The sequence below is a fragment of the Constrictibacter sp. MBR-5 genome (assembly GCF_040549485.1).
Lineage (GTDB): Bacteria > Pseudomonadota > Alphaproteobacteria > JAJUGE01 > JAJUGE01 > Constrictibacter.
The window spans coordinates 72,690-88,063 of record NZ_JBEPTK010000004.1; the positions used below are offsets into that span (position 1 = coordinate 72,690).

Consider the following 15,374-nt stretch of genomic DNA (forward strand, 5'->3'; position numbering starts at 1 on the left):
GTACATGACAGTCTGATGCAGACCGCCCGCACACACGCCTCCGCCATCGACGCCGCCAAACCAGTCCTGCTCCGAGTGCCGCGGCAGACGGCGGTGCCTGCGCTCACCGTCGAGGGGCTGTCACACCGTTACGGCACGATGCGTGTTCTCGACGATGTCGACCTGACGGTCGCGCGCGGCGAGATCCTGTGCCTCGTCGGCCCGTCGGGATGCGGGAAATCGACCACGCTGAGGCTGGTCGCGGGTCTGGAGCCGATCGAGGCGGGGCGGATCGACATCGCCGGCGTCACGGCGTCCGCCCCAGGCATATACAAGCCGGCGGAGGAGCGGAACGTCGGCCTAATGTTCCAGGACTACGCGTTGTTCCCGCACATGACCGTCCTCGACAACGTCGCCTTCGGCATCCGCGGCGTGCCGAGGAGCGAACGCCGTGCCCGGGCGCAAGCGGCGCTGAACGAGGTGAATCTGGGGCAGTATGCCGGCGCCCATCCGCATGTCCTGTCGGGCGGACAGCAGCAGCGCGTCGCCCTCGCCCGCGCGCTCGCGCCGAAGCCGGCGCTGATGCTGCTCGACGAGCCCTTCTCCGGACTCGACCGGCAGTTGCGAAACCAGGTCCGCGACGACACGATGCATCTGCTGAAGCAAAGCGGTGCGGCCACCATGCTGGTCACGCACGATCCCGAAGAGGCCATGTTCATGGCCGACCGGATCGCAGTGATGCGTGCCGGCAGGATCGAGCAGATCGGCGCACCCGCCGAGATCTATTACCGGCCGGCGAGCGCGTTCGTCGCCGAGTTCTTCAGCGAGGTCAACCGAATGGAGGGCCACGTCGCCGACGGACTGGTGGAGACCCCACTCGGTCGCGTCCGGGCCGATGGCCTGCCCGACGGCATGGCGGTCCAGGTGCTGGTCCGGCCGGAGGGCGTGAAGCTGACGGCGAGCGGCTCGGGTCCCGCGGCGCACGTCATGGCTGCGCGCATGCTCGGCCGCAGCAGCCTGGTGCATCTTTCATTGGCCGGAACGGGGGACGACGTGCACCTGCACGCCCGGGTACCCGGGCGCTTCCTGCCCTGCGACGCACAGACGTTGTCGATCTCGCTCGACCCCGAACAGACCTTCGTTTTCCCGAAGTGAGTCGCCATATGCCCAGCTGAAGGCTCAGCCGCGTTGCGGCGCGGCCGGCTTTTTGCGATGATCCGCCTCGATGGCCAGGGTTTCCCGACCGTCGTTCCTGGGAGTTTTCCTATGGGTATCAGCGTCTGGCAGATCCTGGTGATTCTGCTGATCGTTCTCATCCTCTTCGGCGCAGGCAAGCTGCCGCGAGTGATGGGCGACATCGCCAAGGGCGTGAAGAGCTTCAAGTCCGGGCTGAAGGACGACGGCGAGGGTGACACAGAGCAGGCCCCGCGCGCGCTCGAAGGCCGCAACGATCCGCAGGCGGGCAAGGTGCATCACGACGAAACGGCGCGCAGCTGAAGGACCGGTCGCCGGCGCGTTCCGCCGGCGCGGCTGAAACGGCATGTTCGACATAGGCTGGTCTGAACTCGCGGTCATCGCGGTCGTGGCGCTGATCGTGATCGGGCCGCGCGACCTTCCGCGCGTGCTCTATACGGCGGGAAAGATGGCCGGGAAGGCGCGCGCTATGCTCCGCGAGGTCCAGCAGAGCATTGAGGACATCGGCCGCGAGGCCGAACTCGAGGACATGCGCAAGAAGATCGAGTCCGTCCGCGACGTCGACCTCCATAAGCAGATCCGCAATTCGATCGACCCCAAGGGCGAGATCGAGGCGGCGTTCGATACGGATGTGGAGCGACGGCCGGCAGCAGCCCCAGCCGATACACAGACTTCGGCATCGGCCGTCGAGCCGCCGGAGCCTGCAGAAGCACCGCAGTCCGACGACCCGCCGCCGGTGCGCCCATGAGTCCGCGCGACGTCCACGACGAGGAAGACGAGCAGGCGAAGATGCCCCTGCTCGATCATCTTCTCGAACTGCGGAACAGGCTTCTCTACGCGACCGTCGCGGTGATGGTCGCCTTCGCCGGCTGCTATTACTTCTCCGAGCAGATTTTCGGCTTCCTCGTCAGGCCGCTAGCGCATGCGTTCGAGGGCCAGACCGGACGCAGGCTGATCTATACCGGGCTGGCCGAAACGTTCTTCACCTACATCAAGGTCGCCTTTTTCGCAGGCACCTTCCTGTCGTTCCCGATCATCGCCAACCAGCTCTGGAAGTTCGTAGCACCGGGACTCTACCGCAACGAGCGGAAGGCCTTCCTGCCCTTCCTGGTCGCGACACCGGTGCTGTTCTTCATGGGCGGCGCCTTCGTCTACTACTTCATCATGCCGCTCGCCTGGCAGTTCTTCGTCGGCTTCGAAAGCATGGGCAGCGACACCACTCTGCCGATACAGCTGGAAGCCCGGGTCAGCGAGTATCTCTCGCTGGTGATGAAGCTGATCTTCGCGTTCGGCCTGTTCTTCGAGATGCCGGTCGTCCTCACCCTCCTGGCACGCGCCGGGCTGATCACGTCGGCGATGCTGGTCGCGAAGCGCAGGATCGCGATCGTCGTCATCTTCATCTTTGCCGCCGTGCTGACGCCGCCGGATCTCATCAGCCAGATCGGCCTCGCCGTACCGGGCATGTTACTCTACGAAATATCCGTCGTCCTGGTGCGGATGATGGAGAAGAAGCGCGCAGAGGCGGAAGACGAGGAAGACGAGGGCGTCTGATCCCGCTGCGGTGCCGGCGTCGTCGCCGCCGCGGTTTCGGCTGGAAAGCCGGCCGCCTTTCCGGTATCCCCTGCACCGCTCCGACAGCCGGGTGGTTGGCCATGTCCGATAAGATCAAGCGCGTCGTCCTCGCCTATTCGGGCGGCCTCGACACCTCCATCATCCTGCGCTGGCTGCAGGACACCTATCGCTGCGAGGTCGTGACCTTCACCGCTGATCTCGGCCAGGGCGAGGAACTCGAGCCCGCCCGCAAGAAGGCGGAGATGATGGGCGCGACGAAGATCTACGTCGACGACCTGCGCGAGGAGTTCGTCCGCGACTTCGTGTTTCCGATGTTCCGCGCCAATGCCCTGTACGAGGGCGTCTACCTGCTCGGCACCTCGATCGCACGGCCGCTGATCGCCAAGCGCCAGATCGAGATCGCCGAGGAAGTCGGTGCCGACGCAGTCGCGCACGGAGCGACCGGCAAGGGCAACGACCAGGTTCGCTTCGAACTCGGCTACTACGCGCTGAAGCCGGACATCAAGGTGATCGCCCCCTGGCGCGAGTGGGACCTGAATTCGCGCACGCGCCTGATCGAATATGCCGAACAACACCAGATCCCGATCCCGCGCGGCAAGCAGGGCGAGCCGCCCTACTCCACCGACGCCAACCTGCTGCACATCTCCTACGAGGGCCGGGCGCTCGAAGACCCCTGGGTCGAGCCCGACGAGGAGATGTTCACCCGCTCGGTCGCGCCGGAGAAGGCGCCCGACACGCCGGAATATGTCGAGATCGCCTTCGAAAAGGGCGATCCGGTCGCAGTCAACGGCGAGGCGCTCTCGCCGGCCGCCCTGCTGACGAAGCTGAACGAGATCGGCGGCCGCAACGGCGTCGGCCGGCTCGATCTCGTCGAGAACCGCTTCGTGGGCATGAAGTCGCGCGGCGTCTACGAGACCCCCGGCGGGACCGTCCTGCTCCATGCGCGGCGCGCCGTGGAGAGCCTCACGCTCGATCGCGGTGCGATGCACCTGAAGGACGAGATGATGCCGCGCTACGCGGAGCTCATCTACAACGGCTTCTGGTTCTCGCCCGAGCGCCAGATGATCCAGGCGCTGATCGACGAAAGCCAGAAGCGCGTGAACGGTGTCGCCCGTCTGAAGCTCTACCGCGGCAGCGTCATCGTGGCCGGCCGGAAGTCCGACGACAGCCTCTACCGTCACGATTACGTGACCTTCGAGGCGGACACCGTCTACGACCAGCGGGACGCCCAAGGCTTCATCAAGCTGAACGCCCTGCGCCTGCGTCTGGCGAAGATGGTACGCTGACCTCTCTTCGCAGGTGCGACAAAGAGGTCAGCCCGCGCCCTTGAAACCGGACCATCGCGGTTCTATTTTCCCGCCTGCATCTGCAGGACTTCCCGTCGATTGGGGTGACTCGGCCTGGGACTCTCACTTCCCGGGGCGCGGGGATTTTTTCCCCCGCGGCAGGTCTGACGCAGCCGCCCGTATGCGGCGCGTGCCTTGGGTCGACGGAAAAGCGACAACAGCTCCGGGAGACAGATTTCATGCAAATGGACAAGCGCCTCAGCGGCAAGACCGTCGCGATCCTCGTGGCCAACGGCTTCCACGAAGAGGACATGACGGAAACCCAGAAGGCGCTCGCGAGCGAGGGTGCTATTCCCCGCGTGGTGTCGACCGAGGTCGGTCTCGTCAATGGTTGGCATGAAGGCACCTGGGGACACAACTTCTACGTCGAAGTGAAGCCCAAGGACGTTCTACCGAGCCAGTACGACGCGCTGCTGCTCCCCGGCGGCGACCGTGGCGCGAAGACGTTGCTCGAGAGCGCACACGCCCGCCGGATCGTGAAGGGCATGATGGACGCCGGCAAGCCGGTCGCCGTCGTGACCGACGCCATCCAGTTGCTGATCGGCACCGAGACGCTGGCCGGCCGCACGGTTACGAGCCGGCCCGAGTTCCGTGAGGCCGTCGAGGCTGCGGGCGGCATCTGGAGCGAGTCCGGTGTCGTCAGCGACGGCGCGCTGATCACCTCGATCGGCGGCGAGACGCTGACCGAGTTCACCGCCACCTTCCTCGACGCGATCGAGCAGAACGCCGAAAAGGCCCGCGAAGCGGCCTGATCTTTCGGCGCCTATCGGAATCGTGAAGGGCCCCCATCCGCTGGATGGGGGCCCTTTTCGTGCGCGGCGGCGGCGCCGGCGGAAGCGTCAGCCGCCGACCTTGCCGCCAGCGGTCTTCGTGACCACGACAATTGACGGGCGCGGCGGCATCCCCGACTGGAAATCGGGCCACCGTGTCGCCGGGTCTTCGAAAGTTGAGTTCCGCCCGAACGGCGCGTAGTGCGCGACTCCGTCGGTCGCCGGATGCTGCACCGCCAGGAAGAGCGTCTCGTCGTCGGGGGTGAAGCACGGACCGCACAGTTCGGCGCCGACGGGGACCCTGAAGAACATTCGGCCGGTTCCACGCCCCTCGCCGTCGGTCGCCAAGCCCCACATGCCGTCGGCGGTGCCGCTCTTCGGCCAGGCGCTTCCCTGATCGGTGGTGACCCAGAGCCGGCCCCGCGCGTCGATGGCGCAGTTGTCCGGCGAGGCGAACCAGCCGTTGCTACTGGTCGCCGGGTTCCACATCGCACCGACGGCGCCCGCCGCCGGATCGCCGCACCGCACCAGCAGTTCCCAACGAGACGTCGCCGCGGCGTGATCGCCGTTGGCCGGAACCATCTCGAGGACCTGACCGAAAACGTTGTCGGCACGCGGGTTCGGGCCGTCGACCTGTTCCGGCTTGCGGCGCGTATTGTTGGTCAGCATGACGTAGACGCGGCCCGTGATCGGGTTCACCTCGACGTCCTCGGGACGGTCCATCGGGGTCGCCCCCAACAGGTCGGCGGCGCGCCGCGCCTCGATCACGACGTCAGCCTGACTGGCGAAGCCGTTCTCGGCGGTGAGTTTCCCCTCACCGAACACCAGCGGCAGCCACGCGACGCTCCCATCCGCCTCGAAGCGGGCGACATAGAGCGTGCCGCGATCGAGAAGCGACATGTTGGCCTTGCGGTCCTTCGGGTCGAACCGGCCTTCGCTGACGAACTTGTAGAGGTACTCGAACCGCTCGTCGTCGCCGGAATAGACAACCACCCGGCCGTCGGCGGCGATGACCGCACCGGCACCCTCGTGCTTGAAACGCCCGAGCGCCGTCCGCTTCACGGGCCGAGACTCGGGATCGTACGGATCGACCTCGACCAGCCAGCCGAAGCGGTTCGGCTCGTTCGGCTCCTTGTCGATGTCGAAGCGGTCGTGGAACCGACCCCATGCGTACCAGAGGCCCGGCACACCGTAGCGCTTGTGGTTGCGTGCCTCGGGGTTGCCGGCGAGATAATCTGCCTTCTTGTCGCCGGACGCCGGCGCCTTGACCGACGCGACGAAGTAGCCGTGGAAATTCTCTTCGGCGGTCAGAACCGTCCCCCAGGGCGTGACGCCACCCGCGCAGTTGTTCAGCGTACCGACGGCCAGCATACCGTTCGGATCCGCCTTGGTGCGCATCCGCTCATGCCCTGCAGCCGGACCGGCGATGGTCATCTCGGTATCGGCCGTGGTGATCCGACGGTTCAGTTGGCCGTCCGGAACGACTTTCCATTTGCCGGCACCGTCGCGCATGACTTCCACGATCGAGGCGCCGTGGGCCGCCATCTCGATGCCGACATGATCGGCCGTCATCCGGGCGAGCGGATCCTCACCCTTGGCCACGGGCGGCAGGCCCGGGAACATGACCTCCTCGTTCGTGTACTCGTGATTCACGAAGAGCAGCCCACGCGCCGACCGCTCGCCCGCCGGCGCATTTTGCGGCAGTGGCATGAAGCCGACGAAGTCGTTGTTGTAGCCGAACTGCAGCGCTTGCGCCGACGCCGTCTGCTTGAGCGGATCGAAGGGCGGTGCGCCCGGCATCACCGGATCGCCCCAGCGGATAAGGATGTCCGCATCGTAGCCGGGGGCGACGTGGTGCGTTTCGTCCACGCCGTGCGCGATCTCGTCGAAGACGAAAGCCGGCAGCGCAGCCGCGGCGGCGCGGCGCGAGCCGGCGAGGAGTGCCGGTCCGGCGGCGGCAAGCGCGGCTGCCGCGAGGCCCCCGCCCAGGAACGCGCGCCGGCCGAAGCGGCGCCGAACGATCTCGCCGAACACCGGCGTGTCGGAAGGATTGATCGGGGTGTCCTGAGACCTGTCGTAGGCTTCGCCCCGGCTGATCTGTTCGTCGCGCCACGCGTCCATATCCGGCCCTCCCGTCGGGTACATACCGTCGTGGATAGGTAGCATGCCGCCGCGACAGACGGATGACAGCCACCGCGCTACCGATCGTTCATTCTCGCGCGATAGAGTGCGGCCTTCACCCCTCCCCCGCTTCGCGCCTGGAGCCGGCATGGTCACCGTCAGCATCATCGTCCCCACCTTTCGCCGACGGGATTCGCTCCGGCGGACGCTGGCGAGCTGCCTGCGCCAGGAGGGCGTCGACCCGGCCACCGTCGAGGTGGTAGTGGTCGACAACTGTCCTCAGGGATCGGCGGCGGATACGGTGGCAGCGGCCGCCGACGGCGCTGCGATGCCGATCCGCTATGTGCACGAACCGCGCTCGGGTGTCTCCCACGCCCGCAACGCGGGCGTATACGCGGCGCGCGCCGACCTGCTCGTGTTCCTCGACGACGACGAGGAAGCGCTGGAAGGGTGGCTGGCGGCCCTCCTCGCCACGCAGGCGCGCTTCGGCGCCGATCTGGTGTTCGGCCCTGTGATCGCGCATTTCGAGCGCCCCCCGCCGCTCGACGCGGATTTCGTCGGCCTGTTCTTCAGCCGGTCTGACCCTGGGCCGAGCCGCCTGATCGACACCTACTACGGCAGCGGCAACTCGCTTCTGGTGCGGGCGCGCTGCATCGATGGCGACGAACCGTTCGATCCGCGCATGACGCGCACCGGAGGCGAGGACACGATGCTGTTCGAGAGCCTGAAGCGCAGCGGCCGCACGTTCGCGTGGTGCGCGGAGGCGCCGGTGCTGGAGCATGTCGACGGCAGCCGCGTGGGCTTGTCGTATCTCGCCAAGCGCAGCTTCCGGCGCGGCCAGAGTCCCAGCATGGCGTGCGCGATGGCGGACCCGCCGGACCGGCTCGGCGTCGCCCGCTGGATGGCGATCGGTGCCGGACAGTTCGTGGTGCACGGCCTGATCGCCGTCGCCCTCTCCGCTTTCCGGTCGCGCGGGGCCCTGGATCAGGCACGACGGGCGATCGAGGGCGCCGGGAAGCTCCTCTGGATGCAGCCGTTCCGTCCAGCCGACTATGGCGGCTGATCGATCGCCGAAACGCAGAATGCCCGGGGCGAACCCCGGGCATTCTCGAAAGCCGTGCCTGCGGGCACGCCGCGATCAGAAGATGAAGTTGTGCGAGATGTCGAGGTCGGTCGCCGCGAAGTTCATCAGCCGGATCGAGTGGTATTCCTGGGCGTCGGCGTCGGAGTAGAGGCCGATGATCGCGTCGGCACCGTCCTGGCCGATGAAGATGTCTTCCCGGCCGTCGATCGTGCCGATCTGCGACAGGTCGAGGATGTCGCCGCCCTGGCCGCCCTCGAAGCCCCAGACGGTGTCGTTGCCTTCCTTCTCGGCGAAGATGAAGCGATCCGTCTCACCGTCACGCGATGCGTCGGTGATGACATAGTCGACCCCGGTATACTCGCGGACCTCGACGCCGCCGACGAGAACGTCGTCGCCGGTGCCGCCATAGATCACGTCGGCACCGTTGCCGCCGACCATGACGTTCGCGTCGCCGTCGGTGCCGGCGGTGAGGACGTCGTTGCCGTCCTCGCCGAAGAAGCCGTCGCCGTGCGGGGCACCGTCGGCGCCCTTGGTGTCGGTGATGATGTCGTCGCCGGCGCCGCCATACATCTGGTCGAGCCCGTCGCCGCCCTCGATGATGTCGTTGCCGTCACCGCCTTCGAGATAGTCATGGCCGGCGCCGCCGTAGAGGACGTCGTTGCCAGCGTCGCCGAAGATGTCGTCCTCGCCCTCGCCGCCATAGATGCGGTCGTTGCCGTCGCCGCCGAACAGCAGCTGGGTGTTCTCCGGGTCGGGATCGTAGATCGGCTCGTCGGGCCGCACGGCGCCTCCGCCGGAACCGCCGTAGATCAAGTCGTTGCCGACACCGCCGTAGATCTCGTCACGCCCGTCGCCACCGCTCAGGGTGTCGTTGCCGATACCGCCGTCAAGTATGTCCTGGCCGCTGCCGCCCTCGAGCCTGTCGTGGCCGCCGTCGCCGAACAGGCGATCGTCGCCGCCGTTGCCGTAAAGCAGATCGTTGCCGTTGCCGCCGCGGATGGTCTCGGACCCCCGCCCACCAAAGATGATGTCGATGGCGCCGCGCGACCCGCCGTCATACGAGCTGTCGCTGTTGTCGCCGTAGTAGGTACGAACGAGATTGAAGAAGTTGAAACCCCGGAACGCCATGCCTTCCCCCTGACCGCTGCCGGCGCCGCACCATCAAGAGAAACCGGCGCCCAATATCTGGCATTTTCGATAACAGCCCGAGACGGGGAAACGCAATCGCGAGAGCGACTTAAGCCCTGGATATGTGATCGATTGCCATCGCGCTGAGACTGCGGGGCATCAGGCGCCCCCAGACATCCTCAGGCGAAGCGGTCGGCGGGGACCTTGTCCGACAGTTCGCACCAGATCGGCGTGTGGTCGGACGCCTTGGGCGCCCCGCGCGGCCCCTTGTCGATCTGGCACCCGATCAATCTGTCGGCGGCGTCGGGAGAGAGCAGGAGGTGATCGATCCGGATCCCCAGATCGCGCTGCCACGCACCGGCCTGATAGTCCCAGAAGGTGTAGGCGTGCGTCGCTGTGGGCTCCAGCGCCCGGAAGGCATCGGTCAGTCCGAGATTGACGATGCTGCGCCAGGCGCGGCGCGTGTCCAGCTTGAACAGCGCGTCGTCCACCCAGGCAGCCGGATCATACGCGTCCCGCGGCTCCGGGATGACGTTGTAGTCCCCGCCCAGCACGAACGTAACGTCATCGGCGAGCAGGGTCTCCACACGCTCCCGCAACCGCGCCATCCAGCGCAGCTTGTAGGGATACTTCTCGCTGTCCGCCGGGTTGCCGTTCGGCAGATAGATCGACGCCACCCGGACGCCGCCGATGCTCGCCTCGAGATAGCGCGCATGGTCGTCCGCGGGCTCACCCGGCAAGCCTTCCATCACATCCTCGATCGGATGCGGCGACAGGATGGCGACGCCGTTGTAGGCCCGCTGACCGAGCACCGCGCACCGGTACCCCAACGATTCGATCTCGAACCGGGGGAATGCGTCCGTCGTGGTCTTGATCTCCTGAAGGAGCAAGGCGTCCGGCCGCTCCTTCTCGATCCATTCGCAGACGGCGCCGAGCCGGACCTTGATCGAATTGACGTTCCAGGTGGCGATCTTCACAGGCGGCGCCGGCCCATCAGATGGCGAACGACGTGCCGCATCCGCACGACGAACTGGCGTTCGGGTTGCGGATCTGGAAAGCGGCGCCCGAGAGATCCTCGACGAAATCGATCACCGCGCCGCCGAGCAGATCGAAAGAGACCTCGTCGACGACGACCCGGCTGCCGGCATGGGCGAAGACGCGGTCGTCGTCGGAGGCCGTGGAGTCGAGGCTGAAGCCGTACTGGAAGCCGGAGCAGCCGCCGCCGGAGATCGTGATCCGCAGCATCGTCTCGGGATTGTTCTCCTGCTCCGCCAGCCTTGCGATACGGGCTGCGGCGCTGTCGGTGATCACCAGTCGCGGCACCGACATGACGGCGGCCTCGGACATCCCGTTCTCCCTCGAATCGGCTTCCCGGAACTTAAGCATGCGCCGCGGATTTTCAATCGAGCCGGCCGGCGCCAGCGGCGATCGTCGTAAGCCGGGCCGGGTAATCATCGGCATTTTAGTTGAATTGTCCGCTAACGGATCCTTTACTGTCTCGCATGCAACCGCCCCGCCGACATGAAGGAACCACCGCCCTCGTCCCGGTCCGGCGGACCGAACGGGCGGTCGCCCGACATCATGCGGGCATCCAGACATCGCAGCACGGCACTCTCGTCAGCGAACGGATCGCCATCGACGCAGCGTCGCCCCGGCCCCGGCTCTCTCCCGACGCCTGGATCGTGCAGCTTGTCGCGCACTGCTCCGGGTCTGCACCTTGCGAGAACGCGAAGGCCGCTGCCCGGGCGGCAGCGGTCTATGACGCGCGGGAGACCTATGCGCGTTCCCGCGCCCGCTTGAGCCTGTACGCCTGAATCAGACCCAGTTGATCGTCCCTCCGACCGTCACCGCACCAGCCGGACGTTGTCGCGGGTGATCTCGCTGCCGATCCGGCCGAAGGCCTCCTCCAGGTCGGCTTCGGTGGGCGCGCTGAAGAAGTGATGGTCGGGTGTCGTGGCGCACGCCGAGTAATATGGGTCGATATTCGCCGGCGCCTGGAACGTTATCGTATAGATGATGATCCCGTTGTCCTTCATACCCTGACAGGTATTCCCGAGTTTCGCATAGGTCTGCGCTTCGCTTTCGTTGTCACCCGACTGCCATGGCGTGTTCTCTCCATCGGTCATCAACACCGCGATCTTGCGCACCTTGGGGTCGTCGTAGTCGACCGGCGTCGTTGAGCCGGACGTCCAGACACCACGCCATTTCGGCGAGAGCGTCCGCCAACCCCACGACATGCCGATGTCCGTTCGCGTGTTGCCGGAGGCCTGGAAACCGTCGATCAGCGCCTTGACGGTCGCCTTCGATGCCGTCAGCGGCAGGGCCGCGTTGGGCGGACAGTAGCTGCCGGCGTTCATCACGCTGCCACCGGGAGCGAAGTCGGGGAACTTGGTGGTCGCCGGCGGCGTGTCGTCGTACGCCGCATTCCCGCTACGCTCATTTGCGCAACCGGTCCACCACCACTGCCACAGGAAAGGCTGGGTGGTCATCCATTCGCGGCGCGGCTTGATGTTGACGCGCCCGGCAAAAGGCACGACGGCGACCGCGAGATTCTCGACCGTGTCCTGATCCTTGTAGAGCACGTTCAGCAGGTTGTTCGCCGACGTCTTGAGCGTCGACAGTTTCGTCCCCTTCATCGATCCCGTGATGTCGAGGACGAGCGACAGTTCCATGCCGCCAGCGCCAAGGGCCTGTGCGGTGGCAGCGGCCGTGACGGTCATCGTGTCGACGCCGAACAGCTTCATGAAGTTCGTCGGCACCACCGCAGTCGCCGACACGGCCACGGTGCCATCGGCCTGTCCGACGATGACCGACGGCGGTTCCTGGATCTCGCCTCGGTTGAAGTTGCCATAGACGTACTTGCGCGCCTGCGCCTGCAGATCGGCCTGCTTGAATGCCCGAGCACCGGCAAGCGCACCCGCGTCGACGGCGCTGGAGAGTTCCGCCCTCGCCAGCATTGCCAACAGACCGTCCGCCGCCAGTCCTGCAGCGGCGATCATCGGGATGGTCGAGAAGGCGACGATGGCAGCGACGCCACCCTTGCTGTCCTTCCAGAGGCGCCACCTGGTGCGCACCTTGGAGGTCTGCTCGTCAGAGGTGGCGACCGCCGGCTTGCGGGAGAGCATGCTGTATCTCCTGGGCCCCGCCCCCATCATGAAGGCGGAGTGTTCGCTGGATCAGTTTGCGGAGCTGACGGTGACCAACTCGCCTTCGAAGACGATCTCGTAGCGTTTCGAGCCGCCGTCGCAGGCCACGGCCGTCCTGAGACCGGATCCGGTCGAGAAGGCGTTGATATGATCGATCGCGCCGCAGGACTGGCCGTGCTGCTGGAGAATCGCCTCTAGCTTGGTGACATAGGTGGGGGTCTCGGCATTGAGGGCCGTGGCATGCTCCACGGTCATGAGGTCACTCACATCGGCCGCAAAGACGGGGGCAGCGACGGAGCCGATCAGACAGAGGGAGAGAAGGCCGATCCGCGAGCGCATGGCTGGAAACTCCTTGATTACCAAGAGTTTTCGCGGATCTTTCCTAACCTCCGATGAATCGGGTTGGTTAACCCCTGCTTTACCGCGCGCTTAAGCTGACCGCGCGATCCCGGTCGCCGCTCCGGATGCTGTTGCCCCAGACCGCAGTCCGGTCGACTATCCCCCGGTACGCGCCACACGATGGCGACGACCGAACGCAAAAACAGGAGGCTCGCCGCCATGACCACGGAACCGAAGATCGCGCTCGTCACCGGCGCTGGCAGCGGCATCGGCAAAGCCTCCGCACTCGCACTTGCGCGCAACGGCTGGTCGGTGGTGCTCGCAGGCCGACGTCCCGAGCCGCTCGAGGCCGTCGCAGCGGAAATCGCCGAGATGGGCCGTCGGGCGCTCGCCGCCCCGACCGACGTCGGCGATCCGGAAGCGGTGCGCGCGTTGTTCGTGAAAACGCGGGAGACGTTCGGCCGCCTCGATTTCGTCTTCAACAACGCCGGCCGAGGCGCGCCACCCGTTCCCCTCGAGGACTTGACCTACGAGCAATGGAAGTCGGTGGTCGATGCCAATCTGACGGGCGTCTTCCTGTGTACCCAGGAGGCGTTCCGGATCATGAAGGACCAGACCCCGCGGGGCGGCCGGATCGTCAACAACGGCTCGATTTCGGCGCACGCGCCCCGGCCCAACTCGGCGCCCTACACCTCCACCAAGCACGCCGTCACAGGGCTCACGAAGTCGGCCTCCCTCGACGGCCGCAAATACGACATCGCCGTCGGCCAGATCGACATCGGCAACGCTCATACCGAGATGACCGAACGCATGACCAAGGGCGTCCCGCAGGCCAACGGAACGACGATGGTCGAGCCGACGATGGATGTCCGGAACGTCGCGGACGCGATCGTCTACATGGCGCAGATGCCGCTCGACGCGAACGTCCAGTTCATCACCGTGATGGCCACGAAGATGCCCTTCGTCGGACGCGGGTGACGGCGCCGGGGACATACGGCGGCCGCAACGCCGCCCGTCCGATGGCCAGCGGAGGCCGCGAGGGTAGCGGATGAAGACGCGCCTACTCGCCTTCTGGCAGAATCTGTCGACCAGCCTCTGGTTCGTGCCGGCCATCCTGACCGGCTGCGCGTTCGTCTTGGCGTCCGTCATGACGAACATCCGCGCGTTCCCCGGCGGCGACGATGTCGACCCGCCGGACTGGCTCTACAACGGTTCGGCCTCCGAGGCGCGCGATCTTCTGGAGACCCTCCTCAGTTCGCTCATCACCCTGACGACGCTCGCCATATCGATCACGATGGTCGTGCTCAGCCTCGCTGCCAGCCAGCTCGGGCCAAGACTGATCCGTGCGTTCATGGGCGATCGGCGGACGCAAGTGGTGCTGGGGATCTTCCTGGCCGCGATCGTGTACGTCCTGCTCGTACTGCGGCAGGTCGACGGCAAACTCCCGGACGACGAGATTCCACAGCTCGCCGTCACTCTCGGCACGATGAGCGCCATGGGCTGTCTGGGCCTCCTGTTCTTCTTCGTGCATCACCTCGGAAGGTCGGTCGTCGCAGACTCGGTGGTCCAGCGGGTCGGCGCCGAACTCGACCAGTCCATCGATCGCATTCTGCCGCGGTGGGAGGAGACACCGCCCGCCGATACGGTGTTCACGCCGACGGCGCCCGCGACGCTGCGCCTGCCGCACGGCGGCTACGTCCAGGCGGTCGACTTCGCTGCCATCACGCACTGTGCCGAAGAAAGCGACGTGGTTGTCCTGTTGAACTTCCGGCCGGGGCACCATCTGTTGCCCGGTGGCATCCACGGCAAAGTGGATCCGGCCGAAAAGTTCGACGAGGCCTTTGCCGCCCGCATCGCACGCGCGGTCACCGTCGGCCTGGAACGCACGCCGGTCCAGGACATCGAATACTGCATGCGCCAGTTGGTCGAAGTGGCGCTTCGCGCGCTCTCGCCCGGCATCAATGACCCGAACACCGCGATCGCCGCCATCGACAGGCTGGGCCGATCGATGGCCCTGGTCATGACGCGGCGTACGCTGCCGGAAACGATCAGGGATGCTGCCGGCCGACTGCGCGTGGTTCGACCCGTCTCGACGTTCGCCGGGCTCATGGACGCCGCGTTCAACCAGATCCGGCAGGCGGGCGAGTCGAAGCCGTCCATCCTGATCCGCCAGCTCGAGGCGATCGCCGCACTCGCCACGCTCACCCCGACCGACGAGCATCGCCGGGAATGCGCCGTGCACGCCGCGATGATCCTTGCAGCGGGACGACGGTGCATTGCCGAACCGCGGGATCTCGAGGCGGTAGAAGCCGCTTACGACGAGGTAGCCGCCGAACTTCGGGATGCCGGCCTTCCCCCGGGTGACGTCTAACGGCCAACGATCACTCCTCCGAGTCCGCCGCCGACGAAAGCATCGCAACACTCAGTGCACGCCATTCCTCGTCGATCGTCGTGGTACAGACGTCGCGGCCGGCGCGGCGATACCAGTAGGCGGCATTCGCGAGGTCGCCCTCGACGCGGTGGAGATGGGCATGCACCCACGCGCCGTCGCGGTCTTCCGCGTTTTGGGCGAGCTCGTGCGCCTGTTCCCAGCGCCCTTTGCCGCTCCACCACAGTGCCTGCAGCGGCACCGACAACCCCGTCGGCGGAGCATGGGCGGCCAGGGAATCTCGAAATGCGACGGGATCCATTACGT

The 15,374-nt window shown here is 66.4% G+C and carries 16 protein-coding genes; 9 read left to right on the plus strand and 7 right to left on the minus strand.

Annotation, left to right across the window (positions count from 1 at the left end; all coding sequences use genetic code 11):
- The first annotated feature begins 15 nt into the window (after positions 1 to 15).
- From ABIE65_RS10315 to ABIE65_RS10340, 6 genes are all read left to right on the plus strand, one after another.
- A complete protein-coding gene (locus ABIE65_RS10315; RefSeq protein ID WP_354077511.1) occupies positions 16 to 1,134 on the plus strand; it encodes an ABC transporter ATP-binding protein in 1,119 nt (372 codons plus the stop codon).
- A gap of 111 nt (positions 1,135 to 1,245) precedes the next feature.
- Entirely contained in the window at positions 1,246 to 1,476 is a 231-nt protein-coding gene (tatA, locus tag ABIE65_RS10320) for a twin-arginine translocase TatA/TatE family subunit (RefSeq protein ID WP_354077512.1), read from the plus strand.
- A 43-nt stretch (positions 1,477 to 1,519) separates the two neighbouring features.
- Positions 1,520 to 1,921, plus strand: coding sequence for a Sec-independent protein translocase protein TatB (tatB, locus tag ABIE65_RS10325; protein ID WP_354077513.1), 402 nt, complete (start codon positions 1,520 to 1,522; stop codon positions 1,919 to 1,921).
- Positions 1,918 to 2,724 (plus strand): twin-arginine translocase subunit TatC, encoded by an 807-nt coding sequence (gene tatC, locus ABIE65_RS10330; RefSeq protein WP_354077515.1) that lies wholly within the window; start codon positions 1,918 to 1,920, stop codon positions 2,722 to 2,724. The genes tatB and tatC overlap by 4 nt, the downstream gene beginning before the upstream one ends.
- 101 nt (positions 2,725 to 2,825) lie before the next feature.
- Positions 2,826 to 4,031 carry an argininosuccinate synthase gene (locus ABIE65_RS10335; protein ID WP_354077516.1) on the plus strand — a complete coding sequence of 402 codons (1,206 nt, stop codon included), beginning with the start codon at positions 2,826 to 2,828 and terminating at the stop codon, positions 4,029 to 4,031.
- A gap of 239 nt (positions 4,032 to 4,270) precedes the next feature.
- Positions 4,271 to 4,843, plus strand: coding sequence for a DJ-1/PfpI family protein (locus tag ABIE65_RS10340; protein ID WP_354077517.1), 573 nt, complete (start codon positions 4,271 to 4,273; stop codon positions 4,841 to 4,843).
- An 87-nt stretch (positions 4,844 to 4,930) separates the two neighbouring features.
- Here ABIE65_RS10340 and ABIE65_RS10345 read toward each other — a convergent pair whose 3' ends face one another.
- The gene (locus ABIE65_RS10345; RefSeq protein WP_354077518.1) at positions 4,931 to 6,982 is read right to left on the minus strand and encodes a PhoX family protein; all 2,052 of its coding nucleotides are present in this window, start codon (positions 6,980 to 6,982) and stop codon (positions 4,931 to 4,933) included.
- 148 nt (positions 6,983 to 7,130) lie between these two features.
- Between ABIE65_RS10345 and ABIE65_RS10350 the strand changes: the two genes are divergently transcribed.
- Positions 7,131 to 8,045, plus strand: a complete 915-nt coding sequence (locus tag ABIE65_RS10350; protein ID WP_354077519.1) for a glycosyltransferase family 2 protein — start codon at positions 7,131 to 7,133, stop codon at positions 8,043 to 8,045.
- 75 nt (positions 8,046 to 8,120) lie between these two features.
- Here ABIE65_RS10350 and ABIE65_RS10355 read toward each other — a convergent pair whose 3' ends face one another.
- From ABIE65_RS10355 to ABIE65_RS10375, 5 genes are all read right to left on the minus strand, one after another.
- The gene (locus ABIE65_RS10355) at positions 8,121 to 9,194 is read right to left on the minus strand and encodes a calcium-binding protein (protein WP_354077520.1); all 1,074 of its coding nucleotides are present in this window, start codon (positions 9,192 to 9,194) and stop codon (positions 8,121 to 8,123) included.
- A gap of 179 nt (positions 9,195 to 9,373) precedes the next feature.
- A complete protein-coding gene (xth, locus tag ABIE65_RS10360) occupies positions 9,374 to 10,171 on the minus strand; it encodes an exodeoxyribonuclease III (protein ID WP_354077522.1) in 798 nt (265 codons plus the stop codon).
- Between the two features lie 16 nt (positions 10,172 to 10,187).
- Positions 10,188 to 10,541: an iron-sulfur cluster insertion protein ErpA gene (gene erpA / locus ABIE65_RS10365; protein WP_354077523.1), complete on the minus strand. Its 354-nt coding sequence runs from the start codon at positions 10,539 to 10,541 to the stop codon at positions 10,188 to 10,190.
- A gap of 497 nt (positions 10,542 to 11,038) precedes the next feature.
- Positions 11,039 to 12,349: a pilus assembly protein TadG-related protein gene (locus tag ABIE65_RS10370; protein WP_354077524.1), complete on the minus strand. Its 1,311-nt coding sequence runs from the start codon at positions 12,347 to 12,349 to the stop codon at positions 11,039 to 11,041.
- Positions 12,350 to 12,370: 21 nt separating this feature from the next.
- Positions 12,371 to 12,679 carry a hypothetical protein gene (locus ABIE65_RS10375; RefSeq protein WP_354077525.1) on the minus strand — a complete coding sequence of 103 codons (309 nt, stop codon included), beginning with the start codon at positions 12,677 to 12,679 and terminating at the stop codon, positions 12,371 to 12,373.
- A gap of 219 nt (positions 12,680 to 12,898) precedes the next feature.
- On the opposite strand from ABIE65_RS10375, the gene ABIE65_RS10380 reads away from it, so the two are divergent.
- On the plus strand, positions 12,899 to 13,657 hold the full coding sequence (locus ABIE65_RS10380; protein WP_354077526.1) for an SDR family oxidoreductase: 759 nt from the start codon (positions 12,899 to 12,901) through the stop codon (positions 13,655 to 13,657).
- A 70-nt stretch (positions 13,658 to 13,727) separates the two neighbouring features.
- Positions 13,728 to 15,050, plus strand: a complete 1,323-nt coding sequence (locus tag ABIE65_RS10385) for a DUF2254 domain-containing protein (protein WP_354077527.1) — start codon at positions 13,728 to 13,730, stop codon at positions 15,048 to 15,050.
- Between the two features lie 10 nt (positions 15,051 to 15,060).
- Here ABIE65_RS10385 and ABIE65_RS10390 read toward each other — a convergent pair whose 3' ends face one another.
- The gene (locus ABIE65_RS10390; RefSeq protein ID WP_354077528.1) at positions 15,061 to 15,369 is read right to left on the minus strand and encodes a hypothetical protein; all 309 of its coding nucleotides are present in this window, start codon (positions 15,367 to 15,369) and stop codon (positions 15,061 to 15,063) included.
- Between the last annotated feature and the right edge of the window lie 5 nt (positions 15,370 to 15,374).